Here is a 19376-nt window from a genome sequence, read left to right as displayed (position 1 = left end):
CGCAAACGGCAACGGAAAATCCATCTTTCCGCGGTATCACCCCACCGACAAAGCACCGGAGACTGCATTTGCCAGGACCGCCCGCCAGCCAGGTCACACCCCGGCGCCACGCGCGCCTGTTCGAGCTGTTGCGCCAGCAGGAGCAGGCCCGCGCCGTCGCTGCCCGCCTCGCCGCGCGCCCGACGGCAAATGACGCGGCGATCACCCCCCTCGCCCGGTTGAACGGCCACAGCCTCATGGGCAGCGCGGCTCCGCATGGCTGAGGCGGTCTGGGGCAAGACCTGCGCGACTAGCCCGGAGTTGCCATTCGGTTCTTGGACCCGGCGCGGAATTCGACGGCGAAGCCCGCCCCCGCGATCCCGCCGGTTCTCTGCGCCCCTCAGCCGCGAAACCCGGTCGCGACCACGAATTTCTCGGAACTGTCGGCGCGCGAGGCGGGGGGCTTGACGTTCGCGACCTTGGTGAATCGCTGCTTGAGCACCTTCTGAAGATCGCCCTCGGCCCCGCCCGCCAGTACCTTCGACACGAACGTGCCGCCCTCCGCCAACACGTCGAAGGCCAGATAGGCCGCCGCCTCGCACAGCGCGATGATACGCAGATGGTCGGTCTGCTTGTGCCCCGAGCTTGACGCCGCCATGTCCGACATCACCACGTCGGCGCCCCCCCCGAGCCACGCCTTCACCTGCGCGTCGGCGCCCTCCTCCATGAAATCGAGCTGATGAATCTCGGCGCCGGGGATCGCCTCCACCTCCTGAAGGTCGATGCCGATGATCCGGCCCTGCCGCTTGCCAGACCGGTCGCCCAGCGCGTTGATGCGCGGCACCGCCACCTGCAACCAGCCGCCCGGCGCGCAGCCCAGATCGACCACCCGCGCGCCCGGCACGAGAAAGCGAAACTTGTCATCGAGCTCCATGATCTTGTAGGCCGCGCGGCCCCGGTAACCCTCGGCCTGCGCGCGCTTTACGTAGGGGTCGTTGAGCTGCCGCTGCAGCCACCGCGTCGAGGACGAGCGCCGCCCCCTCGCGGTCTTGACCTTCACGGTCAGGTCGCGCTGCCCGCGCCCCGATGTGTTCTTGCCGTCCGGCCCTTTCGCCATCAGTCGTCTCCGTCCTCGAGCACGCCATCGGCGGCCATTTGCGCATAAAGCATCCCCTCGCGCAGCCCCCGGTCGGCCACGCTGAGCCGGTCCGTTGGCCAGCACCGCAGCAACGCCTGAAGGATCGCCGCGCCCGACATGATGAGCGTCTGCCGGTCCTGCCCGATACGCGGGTCGCGCCGCCGTCCGGCGGGGCCGAGCGCGAGGTAGGAGCGGATCACGCGGTCGATCTCGTCGCTGGTCATGGTGAGCCCGTCCACCTTGTTGCGGTCATAGCGGCGTAGGCCCAGGTGACTCGCCGCCACCGTGGTGATGGTGCCGCTCGTCCCCACGATCTGGAATCCGTCCCGGCTCTGCTCGTCCTTGTAAGGGGCGAACTCGGCGAGGTTCTCCTCGAAATACCAGCTCATCAGCGCGAACCGCGCGGCATCGTCCTCGACATCGCGGAACTGCTCGCGCAGCGTGGCCACCCCGAGCGGCACGCTGATCCAGTCCACCACCCGCGCGGCGGGTCCCTCGCCGCTGTGCTGGAATCCCATATGCATCCGCATGATGGCACGCTTGCGCTCGGGCTCGGGCACGCCGCGCAGGTCGATCCAGACAAGCTCGGTCGAGCCGCCGCCGATATCCACCACCAGAAGCTGCTCGGTGCGCGCGCTCACCAGCGGCGCGCAGGAAATCACCGCCAGCCGCGCCTCTTCCTCGGTCGGGATCACGTCGAGCGTCAGGCCCGTCTCGCGCTCCACCCGGGCCATGAATTCGGCGCCGTTCACCGCGCGGCGGCACGCCTCCGTCGCCACCAGCCGCATCCTCGTGACCTTGTGGCGGCGCAGCTTCTGCCGGCACACGCGCAGCGCCTGTATCGTGCGGTAGATCGCGGCGCGCGACAAACGTCCCGACCGCTCCAGCCCGGCCCCGAGCTGAACCGATTTCGAGAAACTGTCGACCACGCGAAACGTCCTGCCCTCGGGGCGGGCGATCAGCATGCGACAACTGTTGGTGCCAAGATCGAGCGCCGCGTAGAGCGGCGTCCGATCCGGCAGGCTCGGCGCGGGGCTCTCGACCGGTTCCGGGATAGCGCCCGCACCAATCGGACGCTTGGGCGCCATGACAACACGCCCTCCATTTCAAGTTACCCCGAGAGTAGGCGCATCCGCGCCCCCGCGCAAGGGCTCGCGCCGCAGTGCCGCACCCGGCGGTCAGCGAAAAATCCGCTCGCCCTGCTCGTCGATGACCTGTTTCGCCTTGCGCAGCGATACCGCCGCCGCCTCGTCGCGATCGCGCAGCACATCGGCGCGCAGGAAATGATGCACCTTCACCTCACCGTCCAGCTCCTTCTCGATCCGCGCCCCCACACGATAGCCGTCGCTTTCTTCCTGCGGGGCGGGCGTGATGAGATATCCGTGGTAGTCTTCGACAGGAGCCTCGGCCGCTTCGCGCTTTGCGCCACCGCCTCCGCCGCCGAACAGTCTTGACAGGATGGACATCAGAGCCTCCTTTCGATCCGGGCATAGGGTGGGTGAAACCCGCCACAAGCGCAAACGGAATTTCCTCAAGGTGGGGTGGCGCCCACCCTGCGCTGGCTGGAATCATGCCAAGATCACCGGGGGAGAGTAGCTCAGTATTCCACTACTTCCCCGTTTTGCTCGTCTTGGAAACCGGTTTCTTGTCCACCCTACTGATCCAGGAAACTCCGCAGCTTCCTTGACCGCGACGGATGCTTCAGCTTCCTGAGCGCCTTGGCCTCGATCTGCCGGATCCGCTCGCGCGTTACCGAGAACTGTTGCCCCACCTCTTCCAGCGTGTGATCCGTGTTCATCCCGATGCCGAAGCGCATGCGCAGCACGCGCTCCTCGCGCGGGGTGAGCGAGGCCAGCACCCGCGTCGTCGTCTCGCGCAGGTTGTCCTGAATCGCCGAATCCAGCGGCAGGATCACGTTCTTGTCCTCGATGAAATCGCCAAGCTGGCTGTCTTCCTCGTCACCGATGGGCGTCTCGAGGGAAATCGGCTCCTTGGCGATCTTCATCACCTTACGGACCTTCTCCAGCGGCATCTGCAGCTTCTCGGCCAGCTCCTCCGGGGTCGGCTCGCGGCCGATCTCGTGGAGCATCTGGCGCCCCGTGCGCACCAGCTTGTTGATCGTCTCTATCATGTGCACGGGGATGCGGATGGTGCGCGCCTGGTCGGCGATGCTGCGGGTGATCGCCTGCCGGATCCACCATGTCGCGTAGGTCGAGAACTTGTAGCCGCGGCGATACTCGAACTTGTCCACCGCCTTCATCAGGCCGATATTGCCTTCCTGAATGAGATCAAGGAACTGCAACCCGCGGTTGGTGTATTTCTTGGCAATCGAGATCACCAGACGCAGGTTGGCCTCGACCATCTCCTTCTTGGCCTGGCGCGCCTCCTTCTCGCCCTTCTGGACCTGTCCGACGATGCGGCGGAACTCGCTGATGTCGAGGCCCACATACTGGCCCACCTGCGCCATGTCGGCGCGCTGTTCTGCGACCTTGTCGGCAAAGCGCTCGATGAACATCTGCCAGCCGCGCCCGGGCTTTTGCGCCATGTCTTCGAGCCACACGGGATCAAGCTCGCGCCCGCGGTATTCCTCGATGAACTCGCGGCGGTTGATGCGCGCCTGGTCGGCCAGCTTCACCATCGCGCCGTCGATCTGCATGATCCGGCGGTTGATGCCGTAAAGCTGGTCGATCAGCGCCTCGATGCGGTTGTTGTGCAGGTGGAGCGAGTTGACCAGCTCGACGATCTCGGCGCGCAGCTTCTGGTATTTCGCCTCCTGCGCCTCGGAGAAAGAGCTGTCCTCGTTGAGCGTGGCAGAGATGCGGTTGTCCTGCATCTCGCTTAGTTGCGTGAAATCCTCGGCGATGCGGTCGAGCGTCTCGAGCACCCGCGGCTTGAGCGCGGCCTCCATCGCGGCGAGGCTCATGTTGGCCTGCTCGTCCTCCTCCTCGTCGTCCTCGGTATTGCGGATCGGGTTGCCGTCGGCGTCGAGCTCCTCGCCCTTGTCCTCGCGCGTCCCCTTGTCCTCGCGCGTCTCCTGCCCCGGCGGGGTGGGCACGTTGGCGGCGACCACGGGCTCCTCGCCCTCCTCGCCCGGCTGGTTGCCGAACGTGGTCTCGAGGTCGATCACGTCCCGCAGGAGGATGTCCTCACCCAAAAGCTCGTCGCGCCAGATGGTGATCGCCTGGAACGTCAGCGGGCTCTCGCACAGCCCGGCGATCATCGTGTTGCGGCCCGCCTCGATGCGCTTGGCGATGGCAATCTCGCCCTCGCGGCTCAAAAGCTCGACCGAGCCCATCTCGCGCAGGTACATGCGCACCGGATCGTCGGTGCGGTCGAGCTTTTCCTCCTTGCCCGACCCGAGGGTGATCTCGCCCTTCTTGCCGATCTCGGCGACGGCGGTGGTCTTGCCGTCGTCTTCCTCGCCCTCTTCTTCCTCGATGATGTTGATGCCCATTTCCGACAGCATCGACATGACGTCCTCGATCTGTTCGGACGACACTTGGTCGGGCGGCAGCACCTGGTTGAGCTGGTCGTAGGTGATGAAGCCCTTCTCGCGGGCCGCCGATATCATTCGCTTCACCGCGGCCTGCGACATGTCGAGCGAAACTTCCTGCTCCTGCTCCTCGGGCTTCTGCTCGTCGGTGTCCTTGGCGGCCATGCGCATCTCCTCGGCGGTTTCGGGCATGTGATTCGTTGACCCGAATCAATAGCGCGATCATCTGATTCGCACACCCGTTTACTGTTTATTTCTTGCCTCTTCCGCATCGAATTGCGATTCGGTCACGGTTCGGCTCCCTAATGCCCCGGCTTGGGGCGGTCCAGTTGCCTGAGCAGCTTCGCAAATGCCTCGCGCTCCTCGCGGTCGAGGCGCAGGCCATTCTCGCCCAGGTCATAAACGGTGCGGTCCTCCTGTTCGCTGCGCTGCGCGCGGTTGCGCGCCTCCGCAGCCTGCGCCACGCGCCATGTCAGCGTCTCGTCGGCCAGGCCGCCGATATCCTCGACCGCCTCGCGCAATTCCGCCTCCATGCCGGCACGCGCCGCCAGCTTGGCGAATTCCTCGCGCAGGGTGAGCGTCGCGCGCTCGCGATCACCCGCGTGGCGTACCGACGGGGCGATCGCGACATGGGGCAGCGCCAGAAGCTTTTCAAGGGTATCCGCGCCAATCTGCGCGCGCAGCGTCTCGGCCCCTGCCCCTGCATGGCGCAGGATCGCCGCACGCAGCCCGGCAAGATCGGGGTCGCGACAGCGCAGCCGCTCGATCTCGGCCTCGAACTCCTCGGCTACCTCCGGGCAACAGACCAGCGTCGCGAGGATCACCTCCTCGCGCAGGCGGACCGCCTGTTCGGCGTTTCCCGACACCAGGGCAGAGTTGCGCGTCTCCGCGCGCGCAGTTTCGGGCGGCGGGGTCCACTTTCCCTTGCCGCTACCACCGCGTCCGCGCGCGGCCTGCGGGGCCTGCCTACGCGGATTGAAGAGCTGCCAGCGCAGGTCTTTCAACTCGCGTTCGTAATAGCCGCGCAGCGACGGGTCACGGATCAGCGCGGCCTTTTCGCGGCAGGTGCGCTCCAGCGCCGCCTTGCGTTCGGGCGTGTCGAAATCGCGCCCCTCTGTCTCGCGCTGCCACATCAGCCGCACCAAGGGCAGCGCCGCGTCGATCCGCGCCTGCACAGCACCCGGGCCTTCGGCGCGCAGCAGGTCGTCGGGGTCCTTGCCCTCGGGCATGAGGGCAAAGCGCAGCGTGCGCCCCGCCTCCAGCAGCGGCAGTGCCATGTCGATCACCCGGTAGGCCGCGCCCAGCCCGGCGCGGTCGCCGTCGAGCATGATGATCGGCTCGTCCGCCATCCGCCACAAGAGCTGCAACTGATGCTCGGTCACCGCCGTGCCCAGCGGGGCCACCGCCGCCTCGAATCCGGCGGACACCAGCGCGATCACATCCATATAGCCTTCGGCAACGATCAGCGGGTGGCCTTTTCCAGTGGCCTCGCGCGCGGGGCCGTGATGGTAGAGCGTACGCGACTTGTCGAATATCTCGGTCTCGGGAGAGTTGAGATACTTGGCGTTGTCGTTCGGGTCCATCGCCCGCCCGCCAAAGGCGATGCAGCGCCCGCGCGCTTCGCGGATCGGGAACATGATGCGGTTGCGGAACACGTCGTAGGGCCGTCCGCCCTTGTCGCTCTCGCGCGCCAGCCCGCAGGCGAGGATCATCTCGGGGGCCACGCCCTTGCCAGTCAGGTGATCCCACAACCCCTGCCAGCCCTCGGGGGCAAAGCCGATCCCGAAACGGTCCTGAACCTGCAGGTTCAGGCCGCGAGCCGTGAGGTAGTCGCGCGCCGCGGCACCGGCCCCGCTGCGCAACTGCATCCCGAAGAAGCGCGCCGCCTGCTCCATCACCTCGGTCAGTTGCCCGCGCCGGTCGGCCTTTTCCTGCGCCTGCGGGTCGCGCTCGGGCATCTGCATCCCGGCCTCGGCGGCGAGGATGCGCACCGCCTCGATGAAATCGACGTTCTCGGTCTCGCGGACAAAGCTGATCGCGTCTCCCTTGGCGTGACAGCCGAAGCAGTAGTAGAATCCCTTGCGGTCATCGACGTGAAACGACGCGGTCTTTTCCTGGTGGAACGGGCACGGGGCCCACATGTCGCCCTTGGCCTGGTTGGATTTGCGGTTGTCCCACATCACCTTGCGGCCCACGACCTGTGACAGCGACAGGTGCGAGCGTAATTCATCTAGAAATCCCGGGGGCAGGCTCATGCCCCATATATCGGGCCGGTCGGGCCGTCTGTCCAGAGGCTCACTGTGTCTTGCACTGCGTGACCCATGCCCCGGCCACGTCCTTTTGCAGGTCTTGCTCGGGCAGGTCGTAGACCCAATCGACCAGGAGTTGCACAGCGGGCGCATACCCCTCCTGCGACGCATCCAGCCCGTTGCTGATCCCCGACTTCGCCGCCTCGGCCGACTGTCCATCCCGCCGCGCCTCCACCGCCGCGGCGACGATCTCGCCGGTGGGTTCGCAGATCGAGTTCTGCGCGGTGGCGGCAAACGGCAACAGCGCACACAGCGTCACAAGGCCCAAGGATATCATCCGCATCGGTCCGGTCTCCCTTCACAAACGGGGCGCAGGCTAGGCGATTCCAACGCGCTACGCCAGCAGGTTACAACACACCGCTTGGCGCACGCGGCAGGCGGTCGGACACGGCTGGGCCGGCCCATCAGGCATTGCCCGCCTCATGTCCCGCGCCGGTCGGGCGGCATGCCCGCCCGCACCGCCGCCTCGCAGGCGGCGGCCAGCGCCTTGCGCCCCCCGGCCCCGTCGAGTGGGATCGGCGCATGGCACACCACGCGCACCCGTCCCTGCCGCACAGCCCCCAGAACCGCCAGCAGGTGGCCAGCGAACTCCATGTCGCCCCACCAGCCGTAGAGCCGCGGATCAGCACCCTCGGGGGCCTCGTAGACCAGCGTCACCGGCTGCACTCGCGCGCCCTCCAGCCCGGCGCCGGGCTCGCAGAGCGCCTCGAACAGGGTCGATTTGAACGGGCGCACACGCTTCCCGTCGGTGCTCGTGCCCTCGGGAAAGAAAAGCAGCCGCTGCCCGGCGGCCAGCCGGTCCCGCAAGAGCGCCGTATGCGCCCGCGCCGCGCGCGGGTCGCGCGATATGAAAACAGTGCCGACAAGCCGCGCCAGAAAGCCGATGCCGGGCCAGCCAGCCACTTCGGACTTGGACACGAAATACACACGCTTGCGCGCGTTGAGCGCGAAGATGTCGAGCCACGAGACATGGTTGGCCACCACCGCACCGGGGCCCGGCATGGGCGTGCCCTCCACCACATGCACGATCCCGAGGATCGCGAGGGTCCGGCGGCATACCCAGATGGTGATCGGCTGCGTCCACGGCCGCGCCACCCCGTGCAATAGCCGCTCTGCCAGCCGCAGCAGCAGCGTGGCCAATACGCCCGCCCCGATCACCAGCGCGATGCGCCCGCCGCGCCAGATCACCCGCCGCCAGTGGCCCGGCGCGCGCCCGATGTCGGGCGGTGGCGTGGGCGATTGCCAGGTGACGCTCATCCGGTGCCTCCGCGGGTGTAGATCGCGCGCTGCCGTTCACTCAGAAGTGCCGTATCCATCACCAGGCACACATCTGTCGTGTTGAAGGCGTGATCGACATAGGCCCCCTCACCCACGCAGCCGCCCAGCCGCAGATATGCCTTGATGAGCGCTGGCACCGCGCGCATCGCGCCGGTGCGGTCGATCTCCGCCTCCGGCACCAGATCCATCGGCTGAAAGCACTCGGGCCGCGCCCGCACCCGCAACGCGGGCGGCGCGAGATGCCGATGATGCAACAGCGACAACGGCTGCGCCAGTGCCTCGACGTCGGTGCCATGAAAGCTCGCCACGCCGAACAGCACCTCGATCCCGTGGCGTTCGACATAGTGCGCCAGCCCTTGCCACAGGTGGTAGAGCGCCTCGCCGCCGCGATAGGGCCGTGCCACGCAGGAGCGGCCCAGCTCCAGCAACCGCCGGCCGCTCGCGCGTAACGGCGCAAGGTCGTATTCGTCTTCGGAATAGAACTGCCCGGCGCGCGCCGCCCCCTCTTTGCGCAGCAGCCGGTAGACGCCCACCACCTCGCCGCCCCGGCGCAGGTCGCGCAAAAGCATGTGATCGAAGACCGGATCGAAACGGTCGCGCTCCAGCCGCGCGGCGTGATCGACCAGCGGGCCGTCGCCGCCGAGTTCCTCGACAAAGACCTCGTAGCGCAGCCGCTGTGCGGCCTCGATACCGGCGGCGTCATGCGCAAGCTCGACACGGAATCGGGGGGCGGGTGTGGTCATCGGCCTCGTCTCTGCTGCGACTGCAAGGCTTCTACGCAGCCGCGCCTTCGGTTGCAACGTGACGCTGGCCCGCGCCCGGCGACCATGCTACCAAAGGTTGTTAACCCTTTGCTAACCGCAATCAGTGATCAAGGACCGGCAGCAGCGTCACGCGGTTGCCGTCGATCACAACCTTGCCCTCCTCGCGAAAGTTCACCGTGATGCGCCCGCCGATATTGGATTGCACCTGCCCCACTCCCCAATCGGGGCGCGCGGGGTTCTCCACCAGCATTCCCGGCTCCAGCAGCGCGTTCAGTTCTGTCATTTCCTGCCCCGATCCCGGCTGCCGCCATGCCACAGGATGATCCCGACTTCGCGGCCCTGACAGGCTCGCGCATCTGTCACGATCTCGCAAGCCCCGTCGGCGCGGCGCTCACCGGACTGGAGTTCCTGTCAGGCGCCTCGGGTGGGGCAAACCCGGACGAGATGGCGCTCTTGCGAGACAGCCTGACAGGCGCGCGCGCCACGCTTGAGATGCTGCGCCTCGCCTTCGGACACGCGGGCACGGGCGCGGGACTCGACGCCGCCACGCTCGGCACCACGGTGCGCGGCCACCTTGCCACGCGACCGCGACTGCGGCTCGACTGGGCGCTCGACGGCCCGCTCGGGCGGACGGCGGCACAGCACGTGGCGCTGGCGATCTTGTGCGCGGTCCACGCGCTGCCGCGCGGTGGCACACTGACGGCGGCACTCGCCGGTGCGGGCAGCTTTGGCATCACCGCGACCGGCGAGGGCGATATCGCCGCCGAGTCCGCGCTCTGGGACGGGCTGGCGGGGCGCGCGACACTGCCCGCCCCCGATCCGCGACGGGTCGAATTCCACCTGCTGGCCGCCCGGATCGCGCGCGGCGATGCCCGGATCGACGTCACCCACGCCGCGCAAAGTGTCATGATCGTGCTCTTCCAGCCCGCGCTAGATTGATCTTCCCCGGTTTTTCCCGGTATTGAGGGGAAACCGCGAGATCATTCGAAAAGCGAGCGCCCGCCGACGTGACCAATCCCCGCCCCATCCGGACCGAGACGCAGGATTTCCAGCGTATCCGAACCGCCGCGCAACTCATCATGGCGTTTGCCGTGGTGCTGTTTCTGCTGGTGCAGGCTCGGTTCCTGCTGATCTCGCTCGCCACCGCGATCATCCTGTTCAGCATCACCTCCGACGCGATCAACTCCATCGCGCGCATGCGCATCGGCCCGGCGCGCATCCCCAACTGGCTGGCAAGCATCACGGCGCTGGTGCTGATCTCCTCGGCGCTGCTAAGCCTGTCTGCAATCATCCTGTCGCAGGCCAACACGGTGCTCTCCACCACCATCGCCTATGCCGACCGCGCGCCCGAGGCGATTGCCGCCGCGGTGGCGTGGCTCGGGCCGCAGGCGGAAACGGCGGTGCGGCAGGCGGTGGCCACGTTCGACGTCGCGGGCTATCTGCGGACCATCGCGGGCCAGGCGGGCAGCCTGATGCAGGGCACGGTGCTTGTGATCCTCTTCGTGGGCTTCCTCTTCGCCGAGCGGGTGTGGTTCGATACCAAGCTCGAAAGCCTCCTGGGCGACAAGGCGCAGGCGGAGCGCACCGGGCGGATCATCGGCTCGATCATCCACCGGGTGAACCACTACCTGCTGGTCAAGACGCTGGTGAGCGCGGTGACCGGGCTGATGGCCTACGGTGTGGCGCGCTTTTTCGAGCTCGATCTCGCGGGGGCGCTCGGCATCCTGACCTTCGTGCTCAACTACATCCCCGCCATCGGCTCGATCGTGGCCACGGTGCTGGTGGCGCTGGTGGCCTTCGTGCAGTTGGGTGATGGCACCACGACGCTGGGCATATTCGCCATTATCGGCGCGATCCAGTTCCTCAACGGCAACGTGATCGACCCGATGCTGATGGGCCGCGCGCTCAGGGTGTCATCCTTTGGCATCATCATCAGCCTCGCCTTCTGGGGGGCGGTCTGGGGGATTCCGGGGATGTTCCTCGCGGTGCCGATCATGGTGGGCGCGATGATCGTGTTCAGCCACGTGCCGGGGCTGCGCCCGATCGCGGTGCTTTTGTCGCGCGAGGGCCTGCCCGAGACCGAGGAAGAGCTCGACACCACCCGTCCCGCCGCCTGAGCGGGGGGCCTGACGCAAGCTTTCGGAGTTTGCTCCCGGCGCGGATCCAAGGGCGAAGCCTGCCGTGCCTCACCCGTCGAGGTGCAGGTAGACCCGCCGGTTCTGGCGGCCCTTCTTCTCGATCTTGCCCAGCCGCAGCGCCCCGATCTCGCCGGTGCGGGCCACGTGGGTGCCGCCGCAGGGCTGCAGATCGACCCGGTCCTCGCCCACGCCAATCCCGATCAGCCGCACACGCCCGGCCCCGCGCGGCGGCGCGGCGGACATGGTCTTTACCAGGCCGGGGTTGGCGTCGAGTTCGGCATCGGTGATCCAGTCCTCGGTCACCGCCAGATCGCGATCCACCAGCATCGCCAGGTGCGCCTCCAGCGTCTCGCGGTCCTGCGGAGCCTCGGGCATATCGAAATCGAGCCGCGAGCGCGTCTCGCCCACCTGCCCGCCGGTCACCGGCAGCGGGATCACCACCGACAGCAAGTGCAGGGCAGTGTGCATCCGCATGTGCCGGTGCCGCCGCTCCCAATCGAGCACCTGCGACACCTGCGCACCCACCGGCGGCAGCGGCTGCGGCGCGCCGGGCACCAGCGCGATCACGTCCCCATCGGCCTTGACGGTCGTGGCCACCGGCAGGCTGCCGCCGTCCCAGTCGAGCCGCCCGCTGTCGCCGGGCTGTCCGCCGCCCGCAGGGTAGAACACCGTTTGGTCGAGCACCACGCCCCCCTCCGGCGTGTGCGCCACCACCCGCGCGACCGCCTCGGTCGCATAGGGATCGGTTCGAAACAGCATCCCGGTCATCGCCCGCCTCCGTCGCCGTCACCGCCCTCGAAATCGGCCTCGGTCAACTGCACCGGCGCGCTGCTCGGCGGCTGGGACGCGGCGGCCTCAGGCTCGCCCCCTGCCCCGCCCGCGGGCATGCCGTTGCGAAACCACACATCCTGCTGCGGGAAGGGAATCTCGATCCCCGCCTCGACAAAGCGCCGCGCGATCTCGTGGTTCATGTCGGAATGCACATTCATCACCCAGTTCACATCGCGCAAGATGGCGCGGATCTCGAAATCGAGCGAGCTCGCCCCGAAGCCGCGGAACACGATATTCGGCGCCGGGTTCATCAGCACCATGGGGTGATCTTCGGCCACCTCCTGCAGGATCTTCTCGACCTTGCGGGTATCGGAGCCATAGGCCACGCCCACCGGCACGATCACCCGGCCCACGGTGTTGCCGCGGGTATAGTTGGTGACCGTGCCGCTGACGAAATCGGCATTGGGCACGATCACGTCGGTGCGGTCGAAGGTCTCGATCCGGGTGGAGCGCACCGAGATCGATTTGACATAGCCGTGCTTACCGCCCACCTCGATCCAGTCACCCTCGGAAATCGGCCGCTCGATCAGCAGGATGATCCCGGAGACGAAATTCGACACGATATTCTGAAGGCCGAAACCGATCCCCACCGACAGCGCCCCGGCGACGATGGCGAGCGAGCTGAGGTCGATCCCCGCGCTGGTGATCGCGATCACCGCGGCGAGGAAAATCCCGACATAGCCCACCCCCGACACGATCGCGTTGCGCCCGCCGGTATCGAGCTTGGTCTTGGGCAAGATCGTGTTCCTGAGCGCCCCCTGCAACAGCCGCGTTACCACGTATCCCACCGCGAAGACGGCGGCGAAGGTCAGAAAAACCGTTGGCGATATCTGCACGCCGCCCAGGCTCATCCCCTGCGTGAACCGCGTCCAGAACTCCATGAGCTGCGCCGTGCGCGCGCCCCAGATCAGCGCGAATCCCGGCACCGAGACGATCACCAGCGCAAAACCCGCCAGCACCGGCACCAGCGAGTCGGCAGCGCCGTCGCGATTGCCCGTCACCATCACGTAAAGCTCGGTCAAGAGCCGCTGCACGATCACCAGAGCCGCCAACAGCAGGAGCGACAGCGCCGTTGGCAACATCAGCGCCTGCGCCGCCTTGACATAGCCCACCGTCGCCAGCAGCGGCCCAATCACCGCCACCGCCAGCAGTACGCGGCCAATGAGCCGCGTCACCCGGCCAGAGAACCCGGCCTCGCCGTCGTTCTCGTCGGCACAGGCGCGGCTGTGTAGAGCCAGCAACGCGGCCAGCCGCCACAGCAGGAGCCCGGTCAGCACCTGTACCGGGAAGATCACCACATTGGTGGCCGCCTCGCTCCAGTCAGCGCCCTCGGCCACCGTCTGCAAAAAGTAGAAGGCCGCCACCACCAGCCCCAGCATCGCCCCATAGAGCCGCCCCGAATAGCGGCAACGGTCGTCGAGCTGCAGCACCGGGCCGCGTGGTTCGTGGCGCGGGAACACCCGCTGTGCCAGCCAGCGCGCCAGCAGCAGGATCAAGGCTGCGGGCAAGAGTGCGTCGAGCAGCATTTCGCCGCGTACGCCCACCATCCCCGAGACCAAAGCCGCACGCACCAGCGCGTAAACGCCGGCATAAGGCAGCAACCACTCGCCCAGCGACGCGCCGAAACTCGCAATCCAGTGCCCCGCGCTGGGGTTCTCGCCCACCAGTCGCTGCATCAACCGCACGGACCAGCGCCGCCCCCGCGCCAACAGCACCAACCCGGCCAGCACGAGAACAAGGATTATCGGCAGGTTGTCCTTGAGGATCGTGCGCTCGATCGGGCTCCGCCACGAACGGAGCACCTCGCCGCTCACGTCGCCCGCCAGCCGGTAGAGCGCGCGCAGCGCATCGGGCCAGTGCAGCGGGTTCACGGGCATCGGCCCGATACGCAACAATTCCGCCGTCTCGCGCTCGCGGATGGTCTGGTCAATCCCGGTGATGAGCCCGTCGGCCCGGCTTCGGGCCAGTTCTGCCGTGCGTACCGGCGCCTCGAGCCGCGCCAAGCGCCGATCCAGTTCTTCGCGCTGCGCGGCGATCTCGTTGGGCTCGTCGCCGTCCTCGGGCGGCGGTCCGAGCGCATCGAGCTGGTCGCGCACGGTCTTGATCGCGGTGGCGTTGGCGTCCTGCGCCTCGGTGAATTGCTGGCGAAAATCGGCGACCTGCGCGCGCAAATCCTCCAGCACGGGGGTGGCCACCTCGCCGCCGTCGAGCGCCTCTTCGACCCGCGCGGCAAGCTCCTCCCATGCCGCGAAATCCGGCCCGCTCAACACCTGCTGTGCCTGCGCAGTGGCGGCCAGCGGCGCTGGCCCCGAAAGACCCATCAGCGCCGTGCCCAGCGCCACCCAGAGCGCGACGAGAAGCGTCCTCATTCGACGAACACACCCGGGATCGAGCGCGGTGCCTCGGTCAGCCAGCCGGGCACCGGCAGGCCCTTGCCGCGCAGGAACTCGGGGTTGTAGAGCTTGGATTGATAGCGGTTGCCGAAGTCGCACAACACGGTGACGATGGTATGCCCCGGCCCCATCTCGCGCGCCATGTGCATGGCCCCGGCGATGTTCACGCCGGTCGAGCCGCCCATGCACAGCCCCTCCTCCGCCAGCAGGTCAAAGACGATGGGCAGCGCCTCGGCGTCCGGAACCCGGCAGGTGAAATCGGGGGTAAATCCTTCGAGGTTGGCGGTGATCCGCCCTTGTCCGATCCCCTCGGTGATCGAGTCGCCGGGGTTCTCCTCGCCGGTGTAGATCTTGTAGAGGCCCGCGCCCTCCGGGTCGGCGAGGCCGATCTTGACGCCCTTGCCCTGCAGCGCCTCGGCCACCCCCGCCAGCGTGCCACCCGAGCCCACCGCGCAGATGAAGCCATCGACGCGGCCGCCGGTCTGCTCCCATATCTCGGGGCCGGTAGTCTCGGCATGCGCCTGCCGGTTGGCCACGTTGTCGAACTGGTTGGCCCAGACCGCGCCTTTGGCCTCGGTTTGCGCAAGTTCCTCGGCCAGACGGCCCGAATAGCGCACGTAGTTGTTGGGGTTCTTGTAGGGGGCGGCGGGCACCTGCACCAGCTCGGCCCCGGCAAGGCGCAGCATGTCCTTCTTTTCCTGACTCTGCGTCTCTGGGATCACGATGACGGTGCGAAACCCCATCGACGCGCCAACCAGCGCGAGGCCGATGCCGGTATTGCCCGCCGTGCCCTCGACGATGGTGCCGCCCGGCGCGAGCGCGCCGCGCGCCACCGCGTCGCGGATGATGTAGAGCGCGGCGCGATCCTTGACCGATTGTCCGGGATTGAGAAATTCGCACTTGCCCCAGATCTCGCACCCGGTCTCTTCGCTCGCGCGCCTGAGCCGGATGAGAGGGGTATTGCCGACCGCCTCGGCGAGGTTGCGTGCCATGCGCATCCCGATCGCTCCTGTCCTGATGTCCCGCGTCTCAGGTGTAGGGCCTGCGCGGGGGGAACTCAACCCGCCGCCCGCAGGCGTGCACGCTCCCGCTCAAGCCACAGAAGGCTCAAGACCAGCGGCCCGTTATTGGCCTCGCCGCTCTCCACCAGACCCATCGCGCGGTCGAATCCGATGACGTGGGTGCGGATGTCCTCGTTCTCTGTGGCCAGCCCGCCGCGCCCCTGCCGCGCCTCGGGCAGATCGCAAAGGCCGACGAAAAGGTGAAAGAATTCCGTGGAATATCCGGGGGTGCAGTAATGGCTGGAAATTCGCTCCAGCCCGCGCAGCTCCAGTCCTGCCTCCTCGATGCATTCGCGCCGGGCGGTCTCTTCGGGGGTTTCGCCGCCATCCACGCGGCCCGCCACCGGCTCGAGCATCCACGGCAGCGGATCGCCGCGCCCGTAAGGGCCCATGCGGAACTGCTCGACCAACAGCACCCGGTCGCGCGCCGGATCGTAGGGCAGCACCAGCGCCGCGTCGGTCGCCACGAAAACGTCGCGCGACACCTGCGGGCTCTGGCCTCCGTCAAAACGCGGATGCCGCAGGCCGTAACGGCGGGTAAGAAAGAACCCGTCATGCGTGGTCTCGACGCTTTCCTCCGCGACAGCATCGCGCGGCATGTCGCTGCGCAGACCCGCTGGCGCAGGGGCCGCCCGCGCCGCCATCCGCGCCCAGGCCCGCGAGAGGATCATCGCGCGGCGCGCGGCCATCTCTTCTGCCGGGACACCGCGATCGTGACCGCGCTTCACCTCCGGCTCGGCCTCGTGCCGCAGCGCCGAAGGCACGTCCGGGCCCAGCACCGCCGCGATATACCCTTCCCGCGTCTGCGTATCGCTCACGCCCACCGCCGCTCGGCCCATTCCGCGATGGCCCCGGTAAGGAACCCGCCCGCGAGAAGCACGCCGATCAGCGTGCCGTCGAGCATCACCAGCCCGTATTCCGTGGCAAGCTCGAACATCTCGGTGAGCCCATTCATGAACCCTGTAATGCGCCCGTCGAGCGCAAGCCGCAGCATCTCGTTGAAACTTTGGACAAACAACGCCCAGAACACCAGGGCGGCCATGCCCGTTAGCCCGGCGCTGATGCCGGTAGCATAGCCGAATCCCAGTCGCCGCCCGGTCACCCGCCAACCGCAGAGAAGGCCAAGCACCACGTTGACATAATTGAACCAGCCGAAATCGGTGCCCTCTTCCATCAGCGGGCGAAACAGCTCGGACCCGATCCAGCCCAGCGCCCCCAGCCCGAACGCGGCCATCAGCTTGCCAGAGGTGGGCATGGTGTCGGTAACGGGCATTCAGCCGGGCCTTGCGAGGGTTATCTGCGTAACATCGCAACTACCGCCTTTGAACGCGGCCGCGCAAGAGGCAAGGTAGAACTCCCACATCCGACGGAACCGCGCGTCAAAGCCCTGCGCCGCGATCTCTGGCCAGTGCGCGTCGAACCGCGCGTGCCAGCGCCGGAGCGTCTCGGAGTAGCTCTGGCCAAACTCGCGCGATCCCAGCACTCTGAGCCCCGCGCGCCGAACCTGCTCGCGCAGCACCGCGGGCCCCGGTAGCATCCCGCCGGGAAAGATATACTTCTGGATGAAATCCACCTCGCGGCGATAGCTTTCAAAGCGGCGGTCCTCGACGGTGATGATCTGGAGCGCGGCGCGCGCGCGCGGCTTGAGCCGGTCGCGCAGGGTGTCGAAGAACACCGGCCAGTAGCGCTCGCCCACCGCCTCGAACATCTCGATGCTGGCGACACCGTCAAAGCGGCCCCGCTCGTCGCGATAGTCCTGGAGCTTCAGCTCCACCCGGTCCGCGAGCCCCGCCCGCGCCATCCGCTCGCGCGCATGGGCAAGCTGCGCCGGGCTGATCGTCAGCCCGGTCACCCGCAGCCCCCGCTCTGCGGCGGCATATTCGGCGAATCCCCCCCAGCCGCAGCCGATCTCCAGCACGTGATCGCCGGGCTTCACGCCCATTGCATCGACGAGCGCGCGATACTTGGCGGTCTGCGCCCCCTCCAGGCTGTCGGCGCCGGTCTCGAACAGCGCGCTCGAATAGGTCATCGTCCCGTCGAGCCACTGCGCGTAGAACTCATTGCCCAAATCGTAGTGATACTCGATGTTGCGCCGCGCCTGGCTCTTCGAATTGCGTTTGAACCAGAAGCGGATGCGCTCGTAGATCTGCGCAAGCTTCTGCCCCGGATAGCCGTCGTAGATGCCGTCATTGTCGTCGTTGAGCAGATCAAGAAAGGCCTGCAGGTCCGGCGTCGACCACGCGCCGTCGAGATAGGCCTCGCAAAAGCCCAGATAACCCTCGCGCACCAGACGCGCGAACACCTCGCGGTCGTGGATGTCGATGCGCGCCTCGATGCCCGGCTCCGCGCCCTCGGCGCGAAACAGCCGCCCGTCGGGCAGGCCGATATCCAGCCGCCCGGCGCGCATTCCCTGTGCCACGCCGAAACAGCGCGCGAAATAGCGCGGTAGCCGCATTTCGCCCGCGGTCGTGCGGCGCGGCGTGTCGTCCGGCACTAGCCTTGCTTCGTTCGCCATGTCCCTCATCATTAAAACTCCCTTGCCTCGTAGGCCGCAAGCGCCGATTTGCGCCCCTCGGCCAGACCGATCAGCGGGGCGGGGTATGGATCACCGGGGGCGAGCCCCCAGCGTCGTGGAATCGCGTCGAAATAGCTCAACGCCGTGGTCGGCGGCCGTGCCTGCCCCTCGGCGATCCAGGCCCGGGCATAGCCGCCCTCGGGGTCGAATTTCGCCAGTTGCGTCTCGGGGTTGAAGATGCGGAAATAGGGCGCGGCGTCCGGCCCGCAACCGGCAGTCCATTGCCAGCCCATCGCGTTCGACGCCGGGTCCCAGTCCGTCAGGCACTCGGCGAACCAGTCCATCCCCACCCGCCAGTGCACCATCATGTGCTTGGTCAGATACGAAGCCACGTTCATCCGCGCGCGGTTGTGCATCCGGCCCGTCACATACATCTCGCGCATAGCCGCATCGACAAAGGGGATGCCGGTGCGCCCCTGCTTCCAGCGCAGCACGTCCGCCGCGCGCCCCTCGGTCCACGGAAACGCGTCCCAGCCCTCGCGCCAGTTGCGGCTCAGGATCTGCGGCGTGTGATACATCAGGTGATAGGCAAACTCGCGCCAGACCAGCTCCTTTAGCCAGTGCTCGGCCCCGCGCTTGCCCTCGTGCAGCGCCCGCAGCCCGGCGTGCCAGCACTGCCGGGGCGAGATTTCGCCATAGGTCAGGTTCTCCGACAGGTTCGAGGTACCAGAAACGGCGGGGTTGTTGCGCGTGTCCTTGTAGGGGCCGATGACCTCGGCCACGAAGCCACCGAGACGCCCCTGCGCCGCCTGCTCGCCCACGCATTGATGGGGCAGGCAGACCTCCGCGCCACGATCCATCGCGGCCCCCATCCGCCAGTCCGCCAGCGCATCGCTTGCGGGCCACGCCGCGGGCGCGGGAATGCGCGCGGGCGCAGGTGCAGGCTCGGGCACCTCGCGATCCTTCACCGCGCGCCACATCGGGCTGTAGACCTTGTAGAAACCGCCGGTGCCTGTCTCGACCGTCCACGGCTCGAACAGCAGGTGGGAATTGTGGCTCTGCGCGTCGATGCCGCGCGCCTTCAGCATCGCCTTGATCGCGCCGTCGCGCGCGATGGAAACGGGATCGTAGAGCCGCGACCAGTGCACCGCACCCGCCCCGGTCTCCGCCACCAGCGCGACGATCACCTCGGCTGCATCGCCGCGCCGCAGGATCAGCCGGCTGCCGCGCGCCTCCAGGTCGCGCGCCAGCGATGCCACCGACAGGCCCAACCGCCATTTCGGCGCGGCCCCCAATGAGGCCACGCTGTCGTCATGGATGAAAACGGGTATCACCGGCCCGCCAGCCGCGCAGGCGGCGCGCAGCGCGGGATTGTCCGAAAGCCGCAGATCGCGCCGCAGCCACACTATTACCGGTCTTTGATCGGACATCCCCTGCCTCGTGTTTTCGTTATGTTACGCAACGAGCTGGGGAGCGG

At 67.6% G+C, this 19376-nt stretch carries 19 protein-coding genes; 3 read left to right on the top strand and 16 right to left on the bottom strand.

Annotation, left to right across the window (positions count from 1 at the left end):
- The first annotated feature begins 68 nt into the window (after window positions 1-68).
- Window positions 69-263, top strand: a complete 195-nt coding sequence (locus C6W92_RS06275) for a hypothetical protein (protein ID WP_129432158.1) — start codon at window positions 69-71, stop codon at window positions 261-263.
- Between the two features lie 116 nt (window positions 264-379).
- Here C6W92_RS06275 and C6W92_RS06270 read toward each other — a convergent pair whose 3' ends face one another.
- From C6W92_RS06270 to C6W92_RS06230, 9 genes are all read right to left on the bottom strand, one after another.
- Window positions 380-1096 (bottom strand): RlmE family RNA methyltransferase, encoded by a 717-nt coding sequence (locus C6W92_RS06270; RefSeq protein ID WP_129432157.1) that lies wholly within the window; start codon window positions 1094-1096, stop codon window positions 380-382.
- Window positions 1096-2205: a Ppx/GppA phosphatase family protein gene (locus C6W92_RS06265; protein WP_129432156.1), complete on the bottom strand. Its 1110-nt coding sequence runs from the start codon at window positions 2203-2205 to the stop codon at window positions 1096-1098. The genes C6W92_RS06270 and C6W92_RS06265 overlap by 1 nt, the downstream gene beginning before the upstream one ends.
- 90 nt (window positions 2206-2295) lie before the next feature.
- Window positions 2296-2583, bottom strand: a complete 288-nt coding sequence (locus C6W92_RS06260) for an HlyU family transcriptional regulator (protein WP_129432155.1) — start codon at window positions 2581-2583, stop codon at window positions 2296-2298.
- A gap of 188 nt (window positions 2584-2771) precedes the next feature.
- Entirely contained in the window at window positions 2772-4775 is a 2004-nt protein-coding gene (gene rpoD, locus C6W92_RS06255) for an RNA polymerase sigma factor RpoD (protein WP_129432154.1), read from the bottom strand.
- 137 nt (window positions 4776-4912) lie between these two features.
- Window positions 4913-6865 (bottom strand): DNA primase, encoded by a 1953-nt coding sequence (gene dnaG, locus C6W92_RS06250; protein WP_129432153.1) that lies wholly within the window; start codon window positions 6863-6865, stop codon window positions 4913-4915.
- Between the two features lie 40 nt (window positions 6866-6905).
- Window positions 6906-7202, bottom strand: coding sequence for a DNA primase (locus C6W92_RS06245; protein WP_129432152.1), 297 nt, complete (start codon window positions 7200-7202; stop codon window positions 6906-6908).
- A 137-nt stretch (window positions 7203-7339) separates the two neighbouring features.
- On the bottom strand, window positions 7340-8176 hold the full coding sequence (locus tag C6W92_RS06240; RefSeq protein WP_129432151.1) for a lysophospholipid acyltransferase family protein: 837 nt from the start codon (window positions 8174-8176) through the stop codon (window positions 7340-7342).
- On the bottom strand, window positions 8173-8940 hold the full coding sequence (locus C6W92_RS06235; protein ID WP_129432150.1) for a GNAT family N-acyltransferase: 768 nt from the start codon (window positions 8938-8940) through the stop codon (window positions 8173-8175). The genes C6W92_RS06240 and C6W92_RS06235 overlap by 4 nt, the downstream gene beginning before the upstream one ends.
- A 121-nt stretch (window positions 8941-9061) precedes the next feature.
- Window positions 9062-9244 carry a DUF3553 domain-containing protein gene (locus C6W92_RS06230; RefSeq protein WP_104017291.1) on the bottom strand — a complete coding sequence of 61 codons (183 nt, stop codon included), beginning with the start codon at window positions 9242-9244 and terminating at the stop codon, window positions 9062-9064.
- A 26-nt stretch (window positions 9245-9270) separates the two neighbouring features.
- Here C6W92_RS06230 and C6W92_RS06225 point away from each other — a divergent pair, with 26 nt between their 5' ends.
- Window positions 9271-9900: a histidine phosphotransferase family protein gene (locus tag C6W92_RS06225; protein ID WP_129432149.1), complete on the top strand. Its 630-nt coding sequence runs from the start codon at window positions 9271-9273 to the stop codon at window positions 9898-9900.
- A gap of 140 nt (window positions 9901-10040) precedes the next feature.
- Window positions 10041-11078, top strand: coding sequence for an AI-2E family transporter (locus tag C6W92_RS06220; RefSeq protein ID WP_129432216.1), 1038 nt, complete (start codon window positions 10041-10043; stop codon window positions 11076-11078).
- Between the two features lie 69 nt (window positions 11079-11147).
- On the opposite strand, the gene C6W92_RS06215 is transcribed toward C6W92_RS06220, so the two are convergent.
- The 7 genes from C6W92_RS06215 to C6W92_RS06185 are packed head-to-tail and all read right to left on the bottom strand — an operon-like array spanning window position 11148 to window position 19329.
- The gene (locus C6W92_RS06215; RefSeq protein ID WP_129432148.1) at window positions 11148-11867 is read right to left on the bottom strand and encodes an alanyl-tRNA editing protein; all 720 of its coding nucleotides are present in this window, start codon (window positions 11865-11867) and stop codon (window positions 11148-11150) included.
- Complete coding sequence (locus tag C6W92_RS06210) at window positions 11864-14299, bottom strand: DUF3772 domain-containing protein (protein WP_129432147.1); 2436 nt, start codon at window positions 14297-14299, stop codon at window positions 11864-11866. The genes C6W92_RS06215 and C6W92_RS06210 overlap by 4 nt, the downstream gene beginning before the upstream one ends.
- Window positions 14296-15321, bottom strand: coding sequence for a cysteine synthase A (locus C6W92_RS06205; RefSeq protein ID WP_129432146.1), 1026 nt, complete (start codon window positions 15319-15321; stop codon window positions 14296-14298). Before C6W92_RS06205 ends, C6W92_RS06210 begins: the two co-directional genes overlap by 4 nt.
- 59 nt (window positions 15322-15380) lie before the next feature.
- Window positions 15381-16202 (bottom strand): NUDIX domain-containing protein, encoded by an 822-nt coding sequence (locus C6W92_RS06200; protein WP_241691085.1) that lies wholly within the window; start codon window positions 16200-16202, stop codon window positions 15381-15383.
- Window positions 16199-16657 carry a TrgA family protein gene (locus C6W92_RS06195; protein WP_129432144.1) on the bottom strand — a complete coding sequence of 153 codons (459 nt, stop codon included), beginning with the start codon at window positions 16655-16657 and terminating at the stop codon, window positions 16199-16201. Before C6W92_RS06195 ends, C6W92_RS06200 begins: the two co-directional genes overlap by 4 nt.
- A complete protein-coding gene (locus tag C6W92_RS06190) occupies window positions 16658-17899 on the bottom strand; it encodes a cyclopropane-fatty-acyl-phospholipid synthase family protein (protein ID WP_129432215.1) in 1242 nt (413 codons plus the stop codon).
- 11 nt (window positions 17900-17910) lie between these two features.
- Window positions 17911-19329 carry a deoxyribodipyrimidine photo-lyase gene (locus C6W92_RS06185; RefSeq protein WP_129432143.1) on the bottom strand — a complete coding sequence of 473 codons (1419 nt, stop codon included), beginning with the start codon at window positions 19327-19329 and terminating at the stop codon, window positions 17911-17913.
- Window positions 19330-19376 lie beyond the last annotated feature (47 nt).

This window comes from Roseovarius sp. A46 (assembly GCF_004126395.1).
Lineage (GTDB): Bacteria > Pseudomonadota > Alphaproteobacteria > Rhodobacterales > Rhodobacteraceae > Roseovarius > Roseovarius nitratireducens.
The sequence above is the reverse complement of the archived record's forward strand: the minus strand, read 5'-3'. Positions and strand labels throughout refer to the sequence as shown.